Origin of the sequence: Thermosynechococcus sp. HY596, assembly GCF_030518715.1 — a bacterium.
In the GTDB taxonomy this organism is placed as follows: Bacteria; Cyanobacteriota; Cyanobacteriia; order Thermosynechococcales; family Thermosynechococcaceae; genus Thermosynechococcus.
The window spans coordinates 1,880,092-1,903,872 of the sequence record NZ_CP130346.1 but is presented as its reverse complement, the minus strand read 5'-3'; the positions used below and the strand labels follow the sequence as shown (position 1 = coordinate 1,903,872).

Genomic DNA, 23,781 nt, shown 5'->3' with positions numbered 1-23,781 from the left:
TAGCGTATGAGTACCCCCCGGGTTGGCTCGTTAGCCGTTCAGTCCAGTCGTTACCTCTGCTACTACCGCAATACCAGCGAGAGCGTTCAGCAGATTTATTTGTCAAATCAGCCCACTTGGCAACAGGTGGTGTTTCCGAGGCAAGAGCTTTTTTTCTATGGCGATGCTACAGCGGATCTGATCATTTGCTCGGAGCAAGGGGTCAGGTGCTGTTCCTGTGAATTCCTGCGGGTTGAGGAAAAAGGGCGTGCTGTGCCTGAACCAAGTGAGCCAGTGTCCTCGCTGTGTCCCTACTGTGGGGTGGGCTGTGGCTTAGAAGCAGTCCCTCAAGGCAAGGGAGCCTATAAAATTCGGGGCGATCGCCAGCATCCCTCCTCCCAAGGCATGGTCTGTGTCAAGGGGGCAACTATTCTAGAAGCCCTTGATCGCGATCGCTTGGTCTACCCCCTGTGGCGGGAGCGTTTGGATCAGCCCTTTACGGTCATTTCGTGGGACGAGGCCATGACCCGCCTTGTGGAACGCATCCAATGGGTACGCCGTGAGCGGGGCGCCGATGCCATTTGTATGTACGGTTCCGGTCAATTTCAAACCGAGGACTACTATGTGGCGCAAAAGCTGATCAAGGGCTGTTTGGGTACGAACAACTTTGATGCCAACTCGCGGCTATGTATGTCCTCGGCAGTGTCGGCCTACATGGCCAGCTTCGGTGCTGATGGCCCCCCCTGCTGCTACGACGATTTGGAGGCCACCGATTGTGCGTTCCTCATGGGTACTAATACTGCCGCATGCCATCCCATTGTCTTTAATCGTCTGCGCAACCACCACAAGCGCGATCGCCGCGTCAAGCTGATTGTGGTCGATCCGCGGCGCACCCCGACAGCGGAAGTGGCGGATCTGCACCTTGCCATCCGCCCCGGCACGGATATTGATCTGCTCCACGGCATTGGCCATTTGCTACTGCAATGGGGACAGATCGATGCTGAGTTTATAGAGGAGTGTACCCAAGGCTTTGCCGAGTATGTAAAGCTGCTGGCGGCCTACACCCCAGACTGGGTAGCGAAACGCTGTGGCATTGCTCAAAGTGATCTAGAACAGGCGGCTCGCTATTGGGGGCATGCCCAAGCGGTACTCTCCCTCTGGTCAATGGGCATTAACCAGTCTGCTGAAGGGACGGCCAAAGCTCGTTGTCTCATCAATCTCCACCTGTTGACGGGGCAAATTGGCCGCCCAGGGAGTGGTCCTTTTTCGCTGACGGGGCAACCCAACGCCATGGGGGGGCGCGAAGCCGGCGGCTTGAGCCATCTGTTGCCCGGCTATCGCCAAGTGACGAATCCACAGCATCGCCAAGAGGTAGAGGACTTTTGGGGACTGCCGCGAGGGCAAATAAGCGATCGCCCCGGTCGCACGGCATGGCAAATTGTCGAAGGTCTAGAACAGGGAGAAGTGGGTCTGCTGTGGATTGCGGCCACCAATCCTGCGGTTAGCTTTCCCCATTTAGAACGTGCTAAAGCCGCCTTTCTGCAATCCCCCTTTACGGTCTACCAAGATGCCTACTTTCCCACTGAAACAGCAGCCTATGCCCATCTGATTTTGCCGGCGGCGCAATGGAGTGAGAAAACAGGTGTGATGACCAACTCTGAACGCCGCGTCACCCTTGCCCCCGCCTTTCGATCGCCCCCCGGTCTGGCTCGCCCTGATTGGGAAATTTTTGCTGAGGTGGGGCGCCGCTTGGGATATGGGCATCTCTTCCCATTTGTCGATGCCGCTGCCGTCTATGCTGAATTTGTCCAACTCACTGCCGGTCGCCCCTGCGATCAATCGGGTCTGAGCCACGAACGCCTTGCCCGTTTAGGCGCCTTGCAGTGGCCCTGTCCTGCCGGTATGGATGATGCAGAAGCCCGCAAACCCAAACGCCTCTATACTGACTGGCGATTTCACACCCCCAATCAACGGGCATATTTTTGCCTTGCTCATAGTCAAGGGGTGGCTGAACCCACCGATCACATCTATAGCTTTACCCTGACAACGGGTCGTCTCTACGGCCACTGGCACACGCAAACCCGTACCGGTCGCATTGCCAAAATTCAAAAAATGCACCCCGATCCCTTTGTGGAAATGCACCCCGACGATGCCGCAAACTTACATCTCAAAGACGGAGATTGGGTGGAGGTGCGATCGCGCCGCGGTCAAGTGTGCCTGCCGGTCATCCTCACCAAGGCCATTCGTCCGGGCACTCTCTTTGTACCCATGCACTGGGGCTTTCTCTTTGCTGATAGCGGTGAGGCAAACCAACTGACCCATCCCATTGCCTGTCCGGTCTCAAAGCAGCCAGAACTCAAAGCCTGTGCGGTGCAGGTGCTGCCCCTGAAGTTGCGGCAGACGCCCCATACCCCCACCATGCAGGAAAGGGGCACTGCCCTCAAGCAATGATAGAATCTGATTCCCTGTGGAGGGTTATGGCTATTGATGTCCCACTTCTTTGAGTTTGAGGCCGAATTCACGGCTTCGTTACGCTGTATTCCAATGATTGTTCGCTATAAACTAGATTTATGTGGGGTCAAGCTGAAGCTGCTCCACTGGCATCAACTTTCCCAAGAACAGCGACAATGGCTCGTGGTGACTCCCTGCGACACCCCCGAAGCTCAGGCAGACTATCGTCAGCAACTGCGGGATTGGGTGACCCACACCCATGGAACCCCACCGAGTGATATAGAGATTCCCCAACCCTACCCTTGGGACATCACCACTGAACTGCCAGAGACAGTGCAGCAACAACTGATCAAGGTATCTCACCACAGCTTGACGGTGGAAAAATGGTCAGCCCTGACCCCCCTCCAACGCTTTGCCCTTGTGAAGCTCAGCCAGCCCGGCCACGAGAATCGCAATTTTTGGCCAGCATTGCAGGAATTTGGTCTGGCCTAGAGGGCTAGGAGAGTTGTAGTGGCATTTTTCTGCTGAGGTAGTACAGAGTTGTACCAACGAGGGTGCCCACTAAGAAGCCTTGGGGCACACTGAGGGCGATCGCCCCCACTAAGAGGGTAATCATCCAATTTGCGGGCATGGCGGCTTGATCTTTAATAAAGCCCATGAGTACCCACGCTTCAAACAAAAGAATGACCCCCAAAATCGAGAGGGGAAAAATTTCCAGCAGCTTATCCACACTGGAACCAAAGAAGAGACCCAAGAGAAGGTAGAGACTGCCATAGATCACCACCGCCCCACCTGTGCGGGCACCAAGGGCATAGTGTCCTGCCAAACCGCTACAGCCATGGCAGAGGGGGACGCCACCAAAGAAGGGCAGGATCAAGTTGGTGAGGCTATACGTGAGGCCAATTTGGCGAATCGAGAGGGGGCGATCGGGAAAGAGATCGTGGGCAGTTTGCTGGGTTGCAATCACTGCATTGGCGATCGATAGGGGTAACTGCGGCAGTGCCAATAGCACGAGTCCGGGAATCAAGGCCTGAGGATCTAAAGGCCGCAGGTAGGGAAGCTGCCAAGCAATGGTTAACTGCAATTCTGGCTCAGCCAGAACACGGCTAATCGCTACACCCACCCCCAGCAATACCACCAGTAACCCTGCGGGAACTCCCCGTTCCTTGGGCAAAAGGAGCAAGATCAAAAAGCCCATAACACCTAACAGATAACCAAAGAGGTCACCCGCGGGCAAGTAGGTCTTGAGGGCAACGGCGGCTAGAGACAGTCCCAGTCCCAATTGACAGCCCCGCACCACGGGTTGGGGAATCCAGCGAGCCAGCCGGGTCAGGATTCCGGTGGACGTTAACACCAACATCATTGCTCCTACCATCAGTCCCCCGGCCCAAAGGATAGATCCAGTGAGTTTTTCCGTCATCACAATTACAGCCATTGCCTTTAGGGGCTGCATGGGCATGGGAAGGCCATAGAATACCCCCGTGAGAATTTGCGCTACGCCAAACAAAGTGAAGACGTTAGCACTATCCAACTGGGCAGCAGTGATCATGCCCACCAACAGGGGCAAATCCGTACCCAAATCACCAAAACTGCCACTGAGTTCTTGCCAATTAAAGCGCAGTCGCTCCCGCAACACCTATATCTTCTCCAACATGGTTTGCAATTTCTGTAGGTGTTGAGCCACCCGACCACTACGGAGGAGTTCGCTGCTGAGTGCGAGTCCGGAATTGAGACTATCGGCTTTGCCCCCCTGCCACAGGTAAAATCCACTATTCCAGATCACAGAGGTGGTGAGGGGTTGCTCCTCTGCGGCTAAAACAGCAGCCATCATTTTTGTAGCGGTCGTTGTCTCCTCTGACCAAGGCACATTACTGCTGGCCATACCATACTCTTGGGGATGGAGACGCAGGCGTTGCCAAGGAGGGTCTTGATCACGGGCAAGGCCGATAATGGCGGTGCGATCGCGGGGCAAATCACAACTGCCTTCAAGACCTTTGACGGTAGTAAATTCATGAACACCGTGGAGATAGAGGGCATCGCGCATGATCCCTTCCGTCGGCGGATGAACAAACCCTGCTACGAGGTGACTGCGCCCTTGGTAAGGATTCCAGATTAATTCCAATGTGGCAATGGGGGGACGTTTACCAATTTGCTCCCGGTAGGGGACTAGCCCTTGGGCTGCTGGAAAATGACGCGGGAGATAGACAAAACCTAAACCCGTTTGCTCTAGGCAGTGGGCAATTTGCTCTAGGGTTAGGGTTGACCAGTCCACCCCCAAACATCGCCACAGCTCAATGAGGGGAATGCCTTCTTTGGTGGGTATGCGATCGCCCCCGTGTTGAAGTACTGGAATCCCAGCAGCCGCCAAAACCAATGCTGTTAAAGGACTCAGGGGAAACGTGCGATCGCGACCATCGTAGGGCTGACTGAGGATCATCACGGGGCAACTGGTCTCAACCGCTGGAATTTTCGGCCCTAGCTCGTTGTAGGTATCGAGCATACCCGCCATCTCTTCCGAGGTGGGTCGCTTAATCCGATGAGCAATCAAAAACGCCCCAATTTGGGCAGGGGTTGCCACCTGCTCCAGCATGAGTTGCAACGCCAAGGCTGCCTCGGCGCGGCTCAGGTCTTTGTGGGTGTGGGCACCACTGCCGACTTTTTTGAGCAGATCACGAAAGAGAAGACTCATGGGCAGCCTGCTGGCGGATCAATGTGAGCAATTGGGCAACGGGGGGTAAGGTCAGGCGATCGTGGGTGGTAATGGCCAACACCTGACGCAGGGGCAGTGGCGTGGATAAATCACGAATCCCTAGGGCAGGATCGTGGAGCGCTTCCTTGAGGGCAGAGCGCGGCAGCAAGGCAACCATCTCACTTTCGCGGATCACAGCAATAAACGCATCAGGGGTGTTGAGTTCAAGAGCGGGTTGCCAAGGTAAACCCCGACGGCTAAATTCTTCAGCCACCAAGCGGCGCATGCTATAGCCATCCTTAAATACCACATGGGGAAAGCGAGCTAGTTCTTGCCATGTCAAGGTCTCATTAACAGCGAGGGGATGTTCAGCCGCCATTAGCACTTGCACAGGCTCACTGTACAGCGGTTCAATCACCCATTCCGACTGTTTTAAGAGGTGGCGATCGCCCATGACAATCGCTAGATCTACTAAGCTATCCTGCAAGACTTTGAGGGCGCGATCGCTCCCTAGGGCAGTCACCCGCAACTGCATTTGGGGAAATGCTTGGCAAAACGTCGGTAACAGCATGGGCAAAAAGTAGCGGCAAATGGAGTGAATAGCGGCAATGCAGAGTTCCTGCTGCTGGCCATTTTGCATGGCTTTGAGTTCCGCATTGGCGGCCTGCCACTCTTGCCAGATGCGATGGGCACGGCGCAAAAACAAGTCCCCCGCCACAGTTAACTTGGCGCGATTCGAGCGGTGCACAAGTTGCATTCCCAAACTTTCTTCTAGAGCTTGAATTTGCCGACTAATTGTGGGTTGCGTCACCCCACACCGCCGCGCTGCCGCTTGAAAACTCCCCGTTTCAGCAACTGCTAAAAAAGATTGCAACTGATCAAGTCGCATAATACTTGCTGTGTTCTCCCTCTGCGTCTATTTCTATTGATGCAATTGTGGCTCTTGTGGCTCTTAATCTTATGCAACTTTCGGATAGTAAAGGGTGTTGATTGATACAGTTTCTTGAAAATGTCCTACAGCATACCCTCTTGGTTCCAGCGCTGAATTAGGTAAACTGATTGGTCATACTTGCCCTCCCATACCCATTCTGTTTCTTCTGTGCGCCTTTGAGAGGTGGGAGTTGTGGGATCCGTAGGTAGATTGCTGAGGCATAATCAAGGTAAACAGCAAACGCAAAAAGGTTACTATTGATAATTTTAATTGTTATCTATAGACTTACTAAAGCAAAAACTATGAACTTAGGGGGCTATGGTTTCGAAGGTGATGCGGACAGGACCACTGGAAGGCGGTAAAAAGTTAAGTGTTTCAAACCCAATCACTTGCCCCTGCTGATCCTTCATCAAAATCACCTCATCTTGAGGGTTACCAAACCAAACGACCAAGGTGTTACCTGTGCGGTCATAAAATACTTTTACTTCTGCCATAGTAGTTCTCCTTCTTTAATTACACTAGTTCGATAGGCTGTGATTAGAAACCCTTCTCCATTTAAGCGCTTCGCTACAGTACAGACCCAACGCTTCGCACCATCATCACGATAAAACAAGTAAACCTGAGCATCAGCTTTGCTCAGACGAATTTCATTTGGGTCGCTTAAGGTGTTTTGGACATCGGCTAGACGGTCGCCCATGACTGGATGTTTGATTGTGACAATAAACTGCCAATACTCAGCCGTTGTGCGAACGAAAAAGCCGAGCGGACTAGTCACTTCAAACAAAATTTCAGCATTAGCGATCGCATCATTTTCCATCAATTGCTGTTCCGATCGCCATACTCATTGAAAAATCCGTGCCCACACTCAAGGGTTGGCGATCGCCACCATAGACATCATCTTACGTCCTAAAACGGACTGTTATGGTGATGCTCACGACAGTACACCCAACTGGCTGGTTCATCTAGATAGTATTCCTTTTTCCAAATGGGTAGGCGGTGTTTAATTTCATCAATGATGTAGGCCGCACCAGCAAAGGCTTGTTGGCGATGAGGCGCCGTCACCCCTACCCACACAGCAATCTCGCCAAGAGTTAGCGTTCCATAGCGATGGCTGGCGATCGCCCCCAGCAAGTCAAATTTCCCAATGGCTTCTGCTAGGATCTGTTCTCCTTCTTTAAGAGCCAAGGCGGGATAGACCTCGTATTCTAGGGCAGTGACGATCTTGCCGTGGTTGTGATTGCGCACCCAACCCTCAAAGCTAACAAAGGCACCGGCCCGCAAGTTGGCAAGGGGCTGCCACAACTGAGCTGGCTCTAGGGGAGTATTGGTTAGGGAAAATTGCTTGATCACCATCGCTTAGTTAACCCCCGGCAACAGGGGGAATAAAGACGACCTTATCTCCTGCTCGTAGGGGTTGATCCAGTGTTACAAACGTATCATTAGCCGCCACCTTAACATGGGTGAGATCAAGGGTAAACCCGTACTGGGTCTTTAGCTCTTGGTATAGGTCGCCATAGGTTTGGGCGGTGGTCACTCGCTCCTCCTGTTCCCGTTGGCTTTGCTCCCGCAACTGGGCAAAGTAGCGTAGGTAAATTGTTTTAGGGGCGTCGGACATGGTGGAGGGCTTCAAGATAGTCTTCAGGGGTGTTGATGTTGGCAGTAATGGTCGGCTGGGGTGGGGCAATCCGCTGGCAGGGCGATCGCTGGAGAATTTTCACAGGGCAGTAGATCCCTTCTGCATAGGCGGCCTCAAATACCGGCAGAGCTTGGGGGGTATAAATGGCACACAATGGCTCTGGGAAACCCTCTTGGGGATGGTGATAGCAGGTGGCCACCACATCTTCGCGGTAATGGTGCAACAGGGGCGCAAGGGTTTCTGTGGTCAAATAGGGCAAGTCACAGGCCACCACTAACCAGTTCACGTGGGGATAGGCACGTAAAGCTGTTAGGATGCCGGCAATGGGGCCAATCTGAGGCAGGGTATCGGCGAGTGTTGGCAAATCAGCAAGGGGAGTCCCCTGCCATTGATTGGGTTGCGCTGAGAGAAAGACTTGTTCGCAGGATTGAGCCAACAAATTGTAGAGGTACTGGGCATGGGGTTCGCCGTAGTAGTCTAGCAGGGCTTTGGCCTGACCCATGCGCTGACTCTGGCCGCCAGTGAGCACAAGGCCGTAGAGGGGATATTGGCCGAGGGTTTTCTTGCCACCACTTTTCGCCAGCAGGCGCACCTCGCGAATCACAATATGGGGGCTGAGGGCTTTGGCCATGTCGTAGATTGTGAGGGCTGCGATCGCCACCCCATGCAGGCTTTCCATTTCCACGCCGGTGCGATCGCGGGTTTTGACCTCACAGCGCAGGCGAATTCTAAGGCCACTCTCAAGTGACTCGATATCCGTCTCAAAGCGACAACTGGTAATCGGCAGCGAATGGCAAAAGGGAATGACTTCAGCGGTGCGTTTTACCGCCATTGTGCCAGCAATAATCGCCGTTTGCACCACAGGCCCTTTCGTGAGAAAGAGATCTCCCCCTTGCACATAGGCCTGAAAGACCGGTGGCAATTCAATCAGGGCTTCTGCCACCGCTCGGCGATCGCTCACGGCCTTCTCGCTAATATCCACCATCTGGGGTTGTTGGTTCTCATTGATGTGGGAGAGCATCCTCCTAGCCTCCAATCTGGTGCATCGCATGGTGAACTTCTGCTCCGCGCAAGCTGGGTTTCATGCCCAACACTTGCTCATAGGCGGCATACCGTTCCCTTTGACTTAAGCCCCGTAGGGACACCCCCGCCTCCTTAAACAGGCACGCTCGCAGGACACCATCCGCAGACAAGCGCCAACGGGAGCAGTGGCCACAAAAGGGTTGGGATTCTGAAGCGATAAAACCAATCTGCCCGCCACAGGCCGTCTCAAAGTTAAACGAAGTGGAATCCAAAGGACGTGGCACAGGTCGCAGATCATAATGCTGACGCAAGCGCTCAATCATCGTGGCAGCACTAACAAAGCGATCGCCCCCCAAGTGGCAAGCATAGCCAATGCGCATCAGCTCCAAAAAGCGCACCTCAATCCCCAACCCCTTGGCGTACTCCACCATTGGCACCAGTTCGTGATCATTGACACCCGCCATAACCACCATGTTCAGCTTCACCTGAAACCCTTGGTGAACCGCAGTGGCCACCGCCGCCTTCACCGTTTCCAAGTGGTGGCCATGACTAATGGCGGCAAAGGTTTCGGGGTCTAGGCTATCCAGACTGATATTCAAACGCCGTACCCCATATTGTTCCAAGAGGGGCAAAAAGGGCACCAAGCGAATCCCATTCGTGGTTAAGCTTAGCTCTGGTACCCCCACTGCCACCAAGGCTGCGACAATCTCAGCAAACTCGGCTCGCAGGAGCGGTTCACCCCCCGTTAGGCGCACCGACTCAATCCCCAGTGCCACCAGTTCAGCCACAATCGTGGCATACTCTGTGGGGCTTAAATAGGTCTGGGGGGGCATAAAGGCGGCATCCACGGGCATACAGTAAGTACAGCGCAAATTACAGCGATCGGTAACCGACAGGCGCAACTTGCGAATGTGTCGCCCTTGGTTATCCAGCAAACGTTGGCTAGGGATAGCTGTGGTGACAACCATCCGCCCTAACTCCACGGAAAATAGCGATAGCACTCCCCAGCAGCAAATATCCCTTGCGAGGCAGGTAGCTCCAAGAAGCCATCACTGTCAGCCAAGGCCAAAAAATCACCAGAGTTTTGCATCGGACGGGGGTGGGCAATCAGTTCAGCAGTTTTCGTGGTTTCTAGTTTAACGGGTAAAAAGTAGGTTAAGGGCTGCTCAAAAGAGAAGGGAGTGGCCAAGCGGGCATAGAGGCGTGGCATGTCCAAAATATAGCGGTGTAAACACACCAAACTGGAGACGGGGTTCCCCGGCAAGCCAAAGACTGCCGTTTGCTGCATGTGATCCACCCCAAACCAGAGGGGTTTTCCAGGGCGCTGAGCGACACCGTGGATATATTGCTGCACGCCATGATCGCGCCACAGTTGCGGTAAATAGTCAAACTTGCCCTTGGAAACGCCGCCGCAATAAATCAGGAGATCGTACGCTTGGCTCGCTTGGCAGTAGTGGGTTGCCAGTTGCAGCGGATCATCGGGTAAATGGGTGATACTGACGTGGTTGTACCCTTGGCGCTTGAGGGCAGCCATTAGGGCGTAGGCATTGGAGAGGCGCAGTTGATGGGGTTGAGGTACGTGGTCTGGCGGAATCAGTTCATTGCCGGTGGCAACAATTTGAGTGCGGGGGGTGCGCTGGACACAAACTTCGCTCTGCCCCACAGCGGCAAGAATGCCCCAAGCCGGACTGTGTAGAGGGGTACCTGCCGCCAGCACCTGTTGACCCGCCGGCGCATCACTGCCACAGCGGTGGACAAATTGATAGGGCGACCACAGTTCGGCGTGGCGGATATGGGCAATGCCGTCACGAATTTCCAGAGCCTCGTAGGGAATGACCAGATCGCAGCCCTGGGGCAACGCGGCACCAGTCATCACTTCCAAGCAGGCCTGTGGATCCGTCAACGTGGGGGGTACCTCACCAGCAGGGACAACCCCCAGAATCGGGAAGGCACGCTGACCAGATCCATAGGCGGCCCACCGCAGGGCAATACCATCCATCATGATGCGGTCAATGGGTGGGTAGGGGCGATCGCTGGTAATGGCTCCCCCTAGTCGGCTGTACTGAGGCTCAGTCAAAGAGATGGTCTCTGTGCCCCAATCGGGCAAATGCTGCTGAATCAGGTCAACGGCTGTTTCGACGGAAATCATTTTCTAGACAGGATTAACTGCGAAATAGACGGCAGTAGAGCGTTTTGTGCTGCATACTGGCGAGGGCTAAGCCCAAGGTACAGCTTTCTAAATCATTGTTAGTCACATTTAAGCTCTGCTGCACGGTTTGCTGAATCTGGGGTTGAAGTTGGCGCAGAAGCACTTGACCCGCCGTCTGACCAAGGGGAATCAGTTTCACCGCTGCATTGATCAAAGTAAAGTAGTGACCCAACTATGGAAATAGGCTAGAAGTGCGGTTTCTAGGGGAATGTCGGCAAGGGCAGCGGCAATGCAAAAGGCAACACTGACATTCCAAGGGTAGGGCTGACCAGTCTGAAGTTCTGGCGGTAGGCGATCGAGGGCAGCGACGAGGTTGATCAATGCTGTTCCCATTTGCCAATTTTGGGCACGCAGTTCGGCGCTTTCGCGGGCAGCCGAGAGCCACGCATTCCACTGGTGAACGGCGTCAAAATCACCCTTGGCGATCGCCCCATAGACCCGCCCCATCACTGCTGTTGCCAAGTGAGCACTGCCAAAAGCCAGTTCAAAGGTGAGCCAATCCTGTACGGCGGCTGCCGAGGTGATCTTGCCTTGGGCAATCAGGGTCTCCAAGCCCTCGGAGTAGTTAAAGCCGCCAATGGGCAAAGCGGGACTCACCCGCTGCAACAAGGTTAACAGCGCTGACTCAGTGAGCATGGTACGCACCGCGTTCGGGACAAAAGGGCGCGACTTCAAACGTTACTATTAAGCCCCGCTGTTCCAGCATGGTTTGCAACACGGAATCTGCCCTCAAGCGGAGATAATCGGTGTGAATTTCCAAGGGGACGTGGCGATTCCCAAGGTGGTAGGCGGCCTGTAGAAGGTCAAGGGGAGTGGTAGCCATCACCTTTAGCGTGGGTTCGGGTTTGGCGTGAACCGTGACGACTACTGTGCCGTCCTCGTCCTGAAGGCGATCGCCCGGCTGTAACGTAATCCCGCGCGGCAACTTCAGATAGAGAGATTCCCCCTCATCACTGTGGCAATGGAGACGACTGCGACAGCGTTCCTCTGCGGTCAATAAGAGGTGCAACTGACGGGCATTTTCCAATGTTGTAGGGCAAAGTTGCGTCAGCGTGAACATCAAACCAGCGTCAACTCGACAATTTTATCAAAGCGGAATGTTTTCACCAGTTGCTGAAGGCCTGCAATCAAGGCGGCTTCTTCGGGTGGGATTTCAGCAATCAGTTCGCGAATGCGCTTGGCATTGAGCTTTTTGGCCGCTTCTTGGAGTTCAGCAATCCAAGGGCGGGGCATCACCATTAGGGCGGCTGGATCCAGCACCTGAGGACGGGGAGCACTTGCGGGGGGCAGAGCATCCTCGTAGGCATACTCTAGATTTAACTGGGCGGCGAGTCGTTCAAAAATCGTTTGCGGACGGAAGGGCTTGGCAATGTAGTCATCACAACCGAGAGTCAGCAGTTCCTGTTTGTCCTGCTCAAAGCTACTGGCGGTCACCGCAAGAATTTTCGGGGCGCAGACGGCTTCGCCGCGCCGCAGGCGATCGCCCACTTCTTTCTTGATCTGTCGCGTTGCCGTTTTACCATCCATCACGGGCATGCGAATATCCATGAGAATGGCATGGGGCTGCCATTCTCGCCAGATCTCCACCGCCTCTTGACCATTGCCGGCTTCTCGACAGCGAAAGCCGACAGGTTCTAGGAGCTGGGTCAATAATTGCCGATTTTCGGGCAGATCATCCACCACCAGAATGCGCACTGCTGAGGTGGGCGATCGCAGGCCAACAACGGTTTGTGCCCTTTCCTCCTCTAGCGCTTGGGGATCGCCAAGGCCAATGTTGATCTCGAAGTAAAAGTGACTTCCCTGCCCCTTGGTGCTGCGCACCTGAATATCACCCCCCATCAATTGCACAAACTGGCGACTAATGGCCAACCCCAGACCGGTGCCTTCACTGACTTTTTTACTGCTATCGGTTTGGACAAAGGGCTGAAAGAGCATTTTCAACTCTGCCGGGGTCATGCCAATACCCGTATCACTGACTTCAAAGGCGAGTCGCGGGGGTTCTTGGGCTTTATAGCTGACCTTGAGGGAGACGCCCCCCTCTTTGGTGAATTTAATGCCATTGCCCAAGAGGTTGACCAGCACTTGGCGCAGCTTCATTTCATCGGTGGTTACCGCCACCGGCAGATTGGCGGGCAAATCAAAGACCAGACGCAACCCCTTGGCCTCGGCTCGCACCTTGAGCATTTCTTCGAGGGTTTGCAGCATCCGCCGCAGATCAAAGGTGGTTTCCTGAAGCGTGATACGTCCAGCTTCAATTTTGGCCATGTCAAGGACATCGTTAATCAAACCCAAAAGGTGTTCACCACTGCGGTTGATCTTTTCAAGGGTTTGCCGATGCTGCGGTGCAAGGGTGCGATCGCTGAGCAAAATTTGACTAAAGCCCAAAATGGCATTGAGGGGGGTGCGCAGTTCATGGCTCATATTGGCAAGGAAAATACTTTTGGCTTTGTTGGCTGCCTCTGCTGCCTCTTTGGCCTTGAGTAACTCCCGCTCCGCTTGATGACGTTGATGGGCTGCAAGGGCGATTGTGACAATATCCGCCACATTGGAGACAAAACTGCGTTCCTCCACCAGCCAAACCCGATGCTCGCCAATACTCTCAACACAGATCACCCCCAATAATTGACCATTGAAGATGATCGGCGCATCAATCCGAGAATACACCCTTTGCATCTTGGCATACTCCCGCAGTTCATGGGTGCGCGGATCCGTGAGTAAATCATTGACCACAAGGGGTTCACCGGTGCGCAGCAGCTTCAAGTACTCTGGATAGGGGGGCTGGGTGAGGTAGGTGGATTGAGTAGGGTTGTTGGCAGCAGGGTCGTACTGGACAACACATTTTAGGCGATCGCCCTGGAGTTCCCATGCCGAAGCCCGCTGGACGCGCAGTGTTGTTGCCGTCACTTGGATAATCTCCTGCAACGCCATACGGAAGTGTCCCTGTTGCACATGGGGAGATTGGCTCAGCTGCACCAAAGCAACATTGTGGTCATGAAGTACCCGTTCTTTTTCGGTCAGTTGTTGATTGGCCGCCTCAAGGGCAGCCGTCCGGTGAGTCACTTCTTCTTCGAGACGTTGATTAAAGCGGTGGAGTTCACTAAAACTTTCCTGTAATTGCCCTGCCATATCCACAAAGGTGCGACCGAGGTTGCCCAACTCATCCTGAGTTGCGGTGTCCACCTCAGCGGCAATGTCTAGATCACCCACTGCAATTTTGTGGGCTGCAGCATTTAGCCGCTTCAGAGGGCGGACGATGTAGCCTGTCACTCCCCAAGTCAGCAAACTAATCAAGCCAAAGGACATCCCCAAAATCCACAGACCCGCCCACGTTTCTTCATGAATAAAGTCAAGCAGTGTGTCTTCATTGATACGAATGGCCAGACTCCAGCGTGCCTCGGGAATCGGCGCATAAAAGACCCATTGGCGCTCTTGGGAAAGCCAATCAGTGACCCATTGCTGTCCCCTTTGACCCGCCACCATTGCTCTGCCTAGGGCGGCAAGATCGCCGTGGTTGTTTTCCTTAGCAATGTAAAAAATAGATTGACCAATGAACTGGACATCGTTATGAAAGATAATCCGTCCCTTGCGATCCAAGACAAAGAACTGGCCTTCTTGGAGGGCTTGAATGTTCATGGTCTGCTGCAGGCTTTCTAGAGCCACATCCACCGTGGCGACTCCCTGAATTTGACCTTGGCGGCGGAAGGGCACCGAATAGGTTACCATCCAACTATCCCCCGCACCCCGATCAAAATAGGGATCACTCCAGCGGGGCTGACCGCTTTGAATTGGCTCTGTGTACCAGTTCCATTGGGGTTGGGTGTAGTCGTAAATTGTTCCCGTATCCTTTTGCCGCCATGTGCCCTCCTGCCGATAAATATAGGGGCAAAAGAGGCGCTTGCGGGGAGAAAAGCTATAGGGAGTAAAGGCAATCGCCGATCCATAGACCAAGGGATTGACAGTGACATTGCGGCGCAAAAATGCATACAGCTGCTGTTCATCGACCTTGGGGAAGGTTTCTAGGGCATAGGCAGTGGTGGTTGCCAGTTGCGCCACCTGCGCCAGTGAGTCGTTAAATTGATCGGCGTAGAGGGACACCAGCGTTCCCTGCCACTTTTCATAATCGGCAGTACTGCGGCCAATCAGGCGCGCCCGAATGTAGAGGAAAAGGCCGGTGTAGATGACAACAATCGGCAGGAGCGTCCCCAGCAAGAGCTTATGGCGAAAGGATAGCTTGCTGAGCATGGCGATCGCCCTCCGTAGGCCTTCCCCTCAATTTTAGGCTGCCTAAAAAGACCAATCCTCTAGGAAAGGGGACTGAGCACTTTGCTGTCGCTGTCAGTGGCCACTTCACCCACCACTTCCGGGGTATTGGCTTCCGAAGGCGGCACCACCTGCCAGAAGAGGGGTAAATAGTGCTCCCACTGCTCCAGAATCATTGCGGCCTTGGCACTCCCCGTGCGCTCGTGGTGGGCAGTAATCAGTTGTTTGAGTTGGGCGGCACCAATGGCAGAGGTGACCCGCTGGAGTTTGACAATTTCGGGGTTGACCTTGGCGGGGAAGTTACTGGCTTCATCCAAGATGTAGGCCAAGCCACCGGTCATACCGGCACCCACATTGCGACCCGTAGTTCCCAAGACCACGACCACCCCACCGGTCATGTATTCGCAGCAGTGATCCCCTGTGCCCTCGACAACGGCAGAGGCTTTGGAGTTGCGAACAGCAAATCGCTCACCGGCACGGCCATTGGCAAAGAGGAATCCACCCGTGGCGCCATAGAGACAGGTATTGCCAATAATCACGTTGTCCGCAGCCGCGTAGGGGGCATTGGCCGGGGGCTTGATAATGATTTCACCGCCGTGCATGCCTTTGCCGACATAGTCATTGGCTTCGCCTGTCAGATTGAGGATCATCCCCGGCAGGTTGAAGGCGCCAAAGCTCTGACCCGCACTGCCGCGGAAGTGGAGGGTAATCTGACCTTCAAAACCTGTGTTGCCATACTTTTTGGCAATGGCACCGGCAATGCGTGCCCCGACAGTGCGATCGGTGTTGACAATGGGCAGCTCTAATTCAACGGTTTGCTGCTTCTCAATGGCGGCTTGCACCTCTGGGCGTGCCAAAATTTCATCATCGAGAACGGCACCGTTACTGTGCACTGTTTCGTGCTGCAACCACTGGCGATCGCTGCGCGTATCCGGCAGCTTCGTCAGGCAAGCCAGATTCAGGGGGGCAGTTTTCGTCAGGGTGACATCTTGACGAGGCACCAGCAGATCAGCGCGACCAATGATCTCATTGAGGGTGCGGTAGCCCAGCTTGGCGAGAATAGAGCGCACCTCTTCGGCAATAAAGAGGAAGAAGTTCACCACATGCTCAGGGATGCCGGGGAAACGCTTACGCAGTTCCTCTTTTTGGGTGGCCACGCCCACGGGACAGTTATTGGTGTGGCAAATCCGCGCCATGATGCAACCCTCGGCAATCATTGCCACCGAGCCAAAGCCAAATTCCTCGGCACCCATCAGGGCTCCCATGACCACATCCCAGCCACACTTGAGGCCACCATCCACCCGCAGAATCACGCGATCGCGCAGTTGATTTTCCAAAAGAACGCGGTGCACCTCCGTCAGCCCCAATTCCCACGGACTGCCAGCGTGCTTAATCGAACTCAGGGGCGAAGCACCGGTGCCACCATCGTGACCGGAAATTTGAATCACATCGGCGTTGGCTTTTGCCACCCCAGCAGCAATCGTACCAATACCAATTTCGGCCACTAGTTTCACGGAGACTTGCGCTTGGGGATTGATCTGGTGCAGGTCAAAAATCAGTTGCGCCAAATCCTCAATGGAGTAAATGTCGTGGTGGGGCGGCGGCGAAATTAAGGACACGCCCGGCTTCGATCGCCGCAGCATAGCAATGTAGGGGCTGACTTTCGTGCCCGGCAGTTGACCGCCTTCCCCCGGTTTCGCGCCCTGGGCAATCTTGATTTCAATTTGCTGGGCATTGATTAAGTACTCAGGAGTAACACCAAAGCGCCCAGAGGCCACCTGTTTAATCGCTGAGCTGGCGGTGTCGCCGTTGCGCAAGCCCCGCAAATGGGGAAATTGGGGAGAGTGCCCCTCAGCATCCACATCCGTCAGTACTTGGAAGCGAATCGGATCTTCGCCCCCCTCGCCAGAGTTGGATTTGGCACCAAGGCGGTTCATGGCGATCGCCAGCACCTCATGGGCTTCCCGCGAGAGGGCACCCAAGGACATGCCACCAGTGCAGAAGCGCTTGACAATTTCACTGGCGGGTTCAACCTCTTCGAGGGGAATACTGGGACGATCGCTCTGGAAGTCCAGCAGATCCCGCAGGGCTGTGGGGACCCGCTGCCGCAATTGGCGACGATAGACCTCGTAGTGGTCATAACTGTTGCGGCTCACCGCCCTGTGGAGAGCCTTGGCCATCTCCGGGTTATTCATGTGGTACTCGCCCCCCGGACGGAACTGGATAAAGCCAAAGTTTTCCAGTTTTTTGGTTGTGAGTTCGGGGAAGGCCTTCTGGTGAAAAGCAATGGTTTCTTGAGCCAGATCCCGTAGCGTCAGGCCGCCCACGCGGGAAGTAGTACCAATAAAGGCCTTGTTGAGTAGGTCATCGCCAATGCCAATGGCCTCAAAAATTTGGGCACCGCGATAGCTAGCAATCAGAGAAATCCCCATTTTGGAGAGGATTTTCAGGAGCCCCTCTTCTACGGCTTTGCGGTAGTTGGCCTGCACCTGTTGCAGCGTCAGTTGGGGCAGCTTGCCCTTGGCCATCAGGCTTTGGGTGCGATCGCTATGCCACCACTGGCGAATCGTTTCCCAAGTCAGGTAGGGACACACTGCCCCCGCGCCATAGCCAATCAGGCAGGCAAAGTGATGGGTACTCCAGCATTGGGCTGTTTCCACGACAAGGGAGACGCGACGGCGAATGCCTTGGGCAATCAAATGGTGGTGCACTGCCCCCACCGCCAATAGGGGTGGGATATAGGACGTGTCGGCATCCAAAAGATGGGGTTCGCCAGCAAGGTTGTGGCGATCGCTGAGCACAAGAATTTCGGCGCCTCCTTTGACGGCGGCAGCAGCCTGTTCACAGAGCCGATTCACAGCGGCCTCAAGCCCCGCAGGCCCTTGGGCGATCGCAAACTGCGTTGAAAGGCGAGTCGTGCCAAAGGGTGCTCTGAGAATCTCCTCTAGTTCCGCTTCGTTGATGAGGGGGGAACTGAGTTGCAGTAGGCGGGCATCTGCTGGGCTTTCGCTGAGCAAGTTCCCCCGCTTGCCAAGGCGAGTCACCAGCGACATGACCAGTTTTTCCCGCAGGGGATCAATGGCGGGATTGGTGACTTGGGCAAAGCGCTGCTTGAAGTAGTCGTAGAGTAGGTGGGGTTGTTGCGACAGCACCGCCAAGGGAATGTCATCCCCCATGCAGAAGGTGGGTTCCTTGCCATCCTTGGCCATGGCCTCAATGATCATTTCCACATCTTCGGCACTGAAGCCAAAGGCCATTTGCTGTTGTAGGCAGGTTTGGCTTTCGAGGGTGGGGGTTTCGCCATAGGGTTGAGGGGCAAGTTCTTGGCGATAGGTTTTCAGCCATTCGCCGTAGGGTTGCTGCTGCGCCACCCGCTGCTTGATTTCCCAGTTGGTGAGGAGTTCTTGGTGTTCCAAGTCAACGGCAATCATCTGCCCGGGGCCAAGGCGGCCCTTTTCAATCACCGTTGCTTCATCAATTTGAATGCTACCCGCCTCAGAAGAGACAATCACAAGATCATCATTGGTGAGGGTGTAGCGGGCGGGGCGTAGGCCATTGCGATCGAGAGTGGCGCCAACAATTTTGCCATCGGCAAAGGCGACCAATGCAGGACCATCCCAAGCCTCTTGAAGGCCACTGTAGTATTCGTAAAAGTCCACCACCTCGGGGTGATCCGCCAAATCGGGCTGGTTTTGATAGGCCTCGGGAATCAGCATCATCATTGCCTGCAGGGGCTGCCGTCCCGATTGCACCAGCAATTCCAGCACATTGTCGAGGTTGGCAGAGTCGCTATTTTCGGCATTGACAATGGGCATGAGATCCCCAAAGGCTTCGCCCCAATAGGGATGGCTCAGTTGGGCGGCTCGTGCCCGCATCCAGTTGATATTGCCCAAGAGGGTATTGATTTCGCCGTTGTGTCCCAGCATCCGCATCGGTTGCGCCAAGGGCCACTTAGGCATGGTGTTGGTGCTAAAGCGGCGGTGATAGAGGGCAAAGGGGGTGATGTAGTTGGGGTTGCGCAAATCCTCATAAAACTGGGCCAGCACCACCGATCGCACCATGCCCTTATAGACAATGGTGCGGGTCGAGAAGGAACAAATATAAAAATCCTGTCGCCAGTCCGCTTTCGTTTGGGCGATCGCCCGCTCAATGCGCTTGCGGGTCAAATAGAGCTGCCGCTCCAGTTCATCGCCACTGGCTTTGCTCGAAGCCACAAAAAGCTGCTCAATCTGGGGCTGATTTTGTTTGGCCTGCACCCCCAACACACTGGGGTTTACGGGCACCGGTCGCCAGCCCAATAGGCGCAGTTCATTTTCACTGAGAACTTTTTCCACAATGGATTTGGCCGCTGCTGTTGCCGCCCCCTGAGGCAAAAAGATCATCGCCACCCCAATCCGCTGGCGGGGAATGCCAAACTCCGGCAACAACTCCCACGGAATCGCCGTCATGATGCCAGCCCCATCCCCAGAGTCGCGATCAGCACTACAGCCCCCGCGGTGTTCAAGGCAGGTCAATCCCTCAAGGGCTTGGGTCAAGATGCGATGACTAGCTACCCCCTTGCGATGGGCAACAAAACCCACACCACAGGCATCTCGCTCGGCCACAAGCCAAGGCTGTCCATGGTAACCAACTTGATGCACGGGAGAAGAAAAGGTGGATTGTTGCATGGGTCTGAAAGCGTTCAATCGACTGAGGGATGAAAACGTTGTCTTGGCAACAGCAACCGGCTCTAGGGACTGAAAAACGCCACGACTCGAACGGGGGAGCCAAGGCGACAGTATAGAGATTAGGGAGTGCTGGTGATGGGGCAACGTATAGGGTCTCTCGCTATTATAGGGGTTTCTCTTGGATCCAGAAACGCCAAAGCAAGAGATTGTTAAGGTTTGGCCATAGGAGCCGGCAAACCAGCGATCGCTGAGGCTGACTTGAGGGCTAGAACGCCGCAGCAGAGAGGGGTTAAGGTTGGCGTTCAGGCTGGCGTGATATCATTAAATTTTCCAACTGAACAACAAGGCTTCCCGATTAATTGCTTGGTAAAACACGCCCATGAGCTTTGCTGCTGATTCTTCTCGGATCATTCCCACTGAGTTGCGGGACGAAATTTCGCGCTCATACCTTGAATATGCCATGAGCGTCATTGTTGGGCGTGCCCTTCCCGATGCCCGCGATGGTCTCAAACCCGTACACCGCCGCATCCTTTATGCCATGCATGAGTTGGGGCTGACCAGCGATCGCCCCTTCCGCAAATGTGCTCGTGTGGTGGGGGAAGTGCTAGGGAAATATCACCCCCACGGCGATTCAGCGGTCTATGATGCCCTCGTGCGGATGGCGCAGGACTTTTCGATGCGTCACCCCCTCATTGAAGGCCACGGCAACTTTGGCTCCATTGACAATGATCCGCCGGCCGCGATGCGCTACACCGAGTGTCGGCTGCAAGCCCTAGCCACAGCAGCCCTCTTGCAGGACATCGAGCAGGAAACCGTTGACTTTGTTGATAACTTTGACGGCTCGCAGCAGGAACCCCTAGTTTTACCGGCGCGGATTCCCCAGTTGCTGCTCAATGGCACCGCCGGCATTGCCGTGGGGATGGCGACGAATATCCCGCCCCATAATTTGGGAGAACTGGTGGATGGGCTGGTGGCCTTAATTCATAACCCCCAGATTAGCGATCGCGAGCTAATGCGCTACATTCCGGGGCCTGATTTTCCCACCGGGGGGCATATCCTCGGCCAAGGGGGCATTGAAGAGGCCTACACCACCGGTCGCGGCTCGATGACGCTGCGGGCAGTGGCCACGATTGAAACCCTTGAAGCACCGGGTCGCCAACCCCGTGAGGCGATTATCGTGACGGAGTTGCCCTACCAAACCAACAAGGCAGCGCTGATGGAAAAAATTGCCGAGTTGGTCAACGAGAAAAAAATTGAGGGCATTGCCGATCTGCGGGACGAAAGCGATCGCGACGGCATTCGGGTGGTGATTGAGCTAAAGCGGGAGGCTTACCCACGGGTGGTGCTCAACAATCTCTACAAGCAAACCCCCCTACAGGTGAATTTTGGCGCCAATATGCTGGCGATCGTCAATGGCGAGCCGCAATTGCTGACCCTCAAACGCAGTTTAGAGGTGTTCCTTAGTTTCCGTGAAGAGGCGATCGCCCGCCGTACCCGCTATGCCCTGCGCAAGGCTGAAGAACGGGATCACCTGCTCCAAGGGTTGCTGGTGGCGCTGGCCAATCTCGATGCCGTGATTCAACTCATTCGCAGTGCCAGTGACACGGCCCTTGCTCGTCAGCAATTGATGCAAACCTATGCCCTCAGTGAAGCCCAAGCCGATGCCATTTTGCAGATGCAACTGCGGCGCCTCACGGCCTTAGAGGCGGAAAAAATTGAGCAGGAGCACGCAGACCTTCAGCGGCAAATAGCCGATTATCGCGATATTTTGGCCAATCGCCAGCGGATACTGGAGATTATTGAAAAAGAAGTCACCGAACTCAAGGCCAAGTTTGCCACGCCCCGCCGATCGCTGATTGTGCAAGCGGATGGGGAGATTAGCGACACCGATTTAATTGCCAACGATAAATCTGTCATTCTCGTTACCCAGCAGGGCTACATCAAGCGCATGCCCGTGGATACCTTTGAAGCCCAAAGTCGCGATGGGCGGGGACGCAAAGGGGCAGAGATTAAAGAGGATGATGCCGTTGAGCACTTCTTTAGCTGTAATGATCACGATCGCATTCTTTTCTTTAGCGATCGCGGTTTAGTCTATGCCTTGCCCGCCTACCAAATTCCCAGTGGCTCGCGCCAAGCCCGCGGCACTCCCATTGTCCAACTGCTGCCCATTCCCCGCGAGGAAAAAATTACCTCCGTCATTGCCGTCCAAGAGTTTAGTGAAGACGAGTATCTGGTGATGCTCACCCGCAAGGGCTTCATTAAGAAAACGGCACTAGCGGCCTTTAGTAATATCCGCACCAATGGCCTGATTGCCATTTCCCTTGAAGAGGGGGATCAACTGCGGTGGGTGCGGCGTACCCGCGAAGAGGACACCATTATCATCGGCTCGCGGCAGGGCATGGCCATTCATTTTCGCGCCAGTCACGATCAACTGCGCCCCCTTGGCCGTGCCACGCGGGGGGTCAAATCCATGAGCCTGCGGCCGGGGGATGAACTAGTGGGGATGGATATTCTGCCGGCGGCGATCGCCAACCGTTTTGCTACCCCCCCGGAGGATGACAGTGCCGAGATGGAAGACGTTGAGGAGACGGTGGCGCACAGTGAAGGCCCTTGGGTACTGGTGATTACCACCAATGGCTACGGCAAGCGGGTACCCGTGCAACAGTTTCGGCTGCAAAACCGCGCCGGCATGGGCATTACCGCCACCAAATTCAAAGCCAAAAGTAACGAGGATCAACTGGCGGCTCTGCGGATTGTCAATGCCGAGGATGAATTGATGATTGTCACCAGTCGCGGCATCATTATTCGCCAAAAGGTAATGGATATTTCCTCGCAGTCGCGATCGGCCACGGGCGTCCGTCTGCAACGCCTAGATGAGGATGATGTGATTGTCACGGCAGCCGTCTTGCCCCCCGGTAGCATGGAGGCTGAGGAAGATTGAGCACCACCGCCTTTCTCACGGGTGCCAGTGGCTTTGTCGGTACCCATGTGGCACAAGTCCTTGCCGAGAGGGGGTATCGTGTCCGTGCCCTTGTGCGCCAACCGCAGCAGGCTGCCCATCTCAAAGCGTGGGATGTGGCGTTGGTGCAGGGGGATCTCCGCACCAGTGACTTAGTGCCCTTGATGCAAGGGTGCCAAGTGCTCTTCCATGTTGCCGCCCATTACAGTCTGTGGCGGCGCGATCGCTCCCTCCTCTATGCCGTCAATGTGGAGGGCACCCGTCGCATCTTAGCTGCTGCCCGTGAGGCTGGCATTGAGCGCACCGTTTACACCAGTTCCGTGGCCGCCATTGGTGTGGATCCCAGTGGCCAACCCACCACCGAAGCCTACCAAAGCCCCCCCGAAAAGCTGATTAGCGAGTACAAGCGCTCCAAGTACTGGGCAGAGCAGGTGGCTCACGCGGCGATCCGCCAAGGGCAAGATATTGTGATTGTCAATCCCAGTACCCCCATTGGCGCTTGGGATGCGAAGCCCACCCCCACTGGTGAGATGATCCTGCGTTTTTTGCGGCGACAGATGCCCTTTTATGTCAACACGGGGTTGAACCTGATCCATGTGCGGGATGTGGCGATCGGTCATCTCCTAGCACTGGCAAAAGGCAAGACCGGTGAACGCTACATCCTCGGTCACCAAAACCTGACGCTGGCGGACATTCTAGAACGGTTAGCTGCGATCACTGGGCTGCCGCGCCCCTTGGGTGAAATTCCCGTGGTGATTCCCCTTGTAGTGGCTTGGTTTGATGAAGTGGTGCTGGGGTCTTTGGGCAAACCACCCGCGATTCCTGTGGATGGGGTGCGAATGGCACAGCAAAAAATGTTTTACGATGCCCGCAAAGCCGTGGCCGAATTGGGCTTGCCCCAGACGCCGATTGAGGAGGCGCTCCGAGACGCCGTGACTTGGTACCGCGAACGGGGGTACTGCCCTTAGGGTTTGCGA

Annotated in this window: 19 protein-coding genes; 4 read left to right on the top strand and 15 right to left on the bottom strand. The window is 55.0% G+C overall.

Translation table 11 applies throughout. The annotated features are described in order from the left end of the window. Nucleotides 1-6 precede the first annotated feature (6 nt). Nucleotides 7-2,430, top strand: a complete 2,424-nt coding sequence (locus tag QYC28_RS09415; RefSeq protein WP_302679382.1) for a molybdopterin oxidoreductase family protein — start codon at nucleotides 7-9, stop codon at nucleotides 2,428-2,430. A gap of 36 nt (nucleotides 2,431-2,466) precedes the next feature. After that, entirely contained in the window at nucleotides 2,467-2,922 is a 456-nt protein-coding gene (locus QYC28_RS09410; protein WP_149820247.1) for a nitrate reductase associated protein, read from the top strand. A 4-nt stretch (nucleotides 2,923-2,926) separates the two neighbouring features. Here QYC28_RS09410 and QYC28_RS09405 read toward each other — a convergent pair whose 3' ends face one another. From QYC28_RS09405 to QYC28_RS09335, 15 genes are all read right to left on the bottom strand, one after another. After that, entirely contained in the window at nucleotides 2,927-4,066 is a 1,140-nt protein-coding gene (locus QYC28_RS09405) for a putative sulfate/molybdate transporter (protein WP_149820245.1), read from the bottom strand. Further along, on the bottom strand, nucleotides 4,067-5,119 hold the full coding sequence (locus QYC28_RS09400) for an anthranilate phosphoribosyltransferase family protein (protein WP_149820243.1): 1,053 nt from the start codon (nucleotides 5,117-5,119) through the stop codon (nucleotides 4,067-4,069). Next, a complete protein-coding gene (locus QYC28_RS09395) occupies nucleotides 5,100-6,008 on the bottom strand; it encodes a LysR family transcriptional regulator (RefSeq protein WP_302679381.1) in 909 nt (302 codons plus the stop codon). The genes QYC28_RS09400 and QYC28_RS09395 overlap by 20 nt, the downstream gene beginning before the upstream one ends. Before the next feature lie 350 nt (nucleotides 6,009-6,358). Then, on the bottom strand, nucleotides 6,359-6,544 hold the full coding sequence (locus QYC28_RS09390) for a DUF2283 domain-containing protein (protein WP_149820239.1): 186 nt from the start codon (nucleotides 6,542-6,544) through the stop codon (nucleotides 6,359-6,361). Continuing rightward, complete coding sequence (locus QYC28_RS09385) at nucleotides 6,532-6,867, bottom strand: DUF4258 domain-containing protein (protein ID WP_286649571.1); 336 nt, start codon at nucleotides 6,865-6,867, stop codon at nucleotides 6,532-6,534. The genes QYC28_RS09390 and QYC28_RS09385 overlap by 13 nt, the downstream gene beginning before the upstream one ends. A gap of 89 nt (nucleotides 6,868-6,956) precedes the next feature. Then, nucleotides 6,957-7,403: a molybdenum cofactor biosynthesis protein MoaE gene (locus tag QYC28_RS09380; RefSeq protein WP_286625473.1), complete on the bottom strand. Its 447-nt coding sequence runs from the start codon at nucleotides 7,401-7,403 to the stop codon at nucleotides 6,957-6,959. 7 nt (nucleotides 7,404-7,410) lie between these two features. Further along, nucleotides 7,411-7,665, bottom strand: a complete 255-nt coding sequence (locus QYC28_RS09375; RefSeq protein WP_149820235.1) for a MoaD/ThiS family protein — start codon at nucleotides 7,663-7,665, stop codon at nucleotides 7,411-7,413. After that, complete coding sequence (gene moaC, locus QYC28_RS09370; RefSeq protein WP_286625471.1) at nucleotides 7,649-8,707, bottom strand: cyclic pyranopterin monophosphate synthase MoaC; 1,059 nt, start codon at nucleotides 8,705-8,707, stop codon at nucleotides 7,649-7,651. Before moaC ends, QYC28_RS09375 begins: the two co-directional genes overlap by 17 nt. 4 nt (nucleotides 8,708-8,711) lie before the next feature. After that, nucleotides 8,712-9,677 carry a GTP 3',8-cyclase MoaA gene (gene moaA, locus QYC28_RS09365; protein WP_190278050.1) on the bottom strand — a complete coding sequence of 322 codons (966 nt, stop codon included), beginning with the start codon at nucleotides 9,675-9,677 and terminating at the stop codon, nucleotides 8,712-8,714. A 5-nt stretch (nucleotides 9,678-9,682) separates the two neighbouring features. After that, entirely contained in the window at nucleotides 9,683-10,858 is a 1,176-nt protein-coding gene (locus QYC28_RS09360) for a molybdopterin molybdotransferase MoeA (protein WP_302679380.1), read from the bottom strand. Between the two features lie 13 nt (nucleotides 10,859-10,871). Then, on the bottom strand, nucleotides 10,872-11,090 hold the full coding sequence (locus QYC28_RS09355) for an urease accessory protein UreF (RefSeq protein WP_302679379.1): 219 nt from the start codon (nucleotides 11,088-11,090) through the stop codon (nucleotides 10,872-10,874). Beyond that, nucleotides 11,069-11,554 (bottom strand): urease accessory protein UreF, encoded by a 486-nt coding sequence (locus QYC28_RS09350; protein WP_302679378.1) that lies wholly within the window; start codon nucleotides 11,552-11,554, stop codon nucleotides 11,069-11,071. Before QYC28_RS09350 ends, QYC28_RS09355 begins: the two co-directional genes overlap by 22 nt. After that, entirely contained in the window at nucleotides 11,544-11,978 is a 435-nt protein-coding gene (gene ureE, locus QYC28_RS09345) for an urease accessory protein UreE (protein WP_149820225.1), read from the bottom strand. The genes QYC28_RS09350 and ureE overlap by 11 nt, the downstream gene beginning before the upstream one ends. After that, nucleotides 11,978-15,160 (bottom strand): ATP-binding protein, encoded by a 3,183-nt coding sequence (locus QYC28_RS09340; protein WP_302679377.1) that lies wholly within the window; start codon nucleotides 15,158-15,160, stop codon nucleotides 11,978-11,980. The genes ureE and QYC28_RS09340 overlap by 1 nt, the downstream gene beginning before the upstream one ends. A 59-nt stretch (nucleotides 15,161-15,219) precedes the next feature. Continuing rightward, nucleotides 15,220-19,845, bottom strand: a complete 4,626-nt coding sequence (locus tag QYC28_RS09335) for a glutamate synthase-related protein (protein ID WP_302679376.1) — start codon at nucleotides 19,843-19,845, stop codon at nucleotides 15,220-15,222. A 379-nt stretch (nucleotides 19,846-20,224) separates the two neighbouring features. Between QYC28_RS09335 and gyrA the strand changes: the two genes are divergently transcribed. Beyond that, the gene (gene gyrA, locus QYC28_RS09330) at nucleotides 20,225-22,786 is read left to right on the top strand and encodes a DNA gyrase subunit A (RefSeq protein ID WP_302679375.1); all 2,562 of its coding nucleotides are present in this window, start codon (nucleotides 20,225-20,227) and stop codon (nucleotides 22,784-22,786) included. Beyond that, a complete protein-coding gene (gene hpnA, locus QYC28_RS09325; RefSeq protein ID WP_286668633.1) occupies nucleotides 22,783-23,772 on the top strand; it encodes a hopanoid-associated sugar epimerase in 990 nt (329 codons plus the stop codon). Before gyrA ends, hpnA begins: the two co-directional genes overlap by 4 nt. Nucleotides 23,773-23,781: the final 9 nt, after the last annotated feature.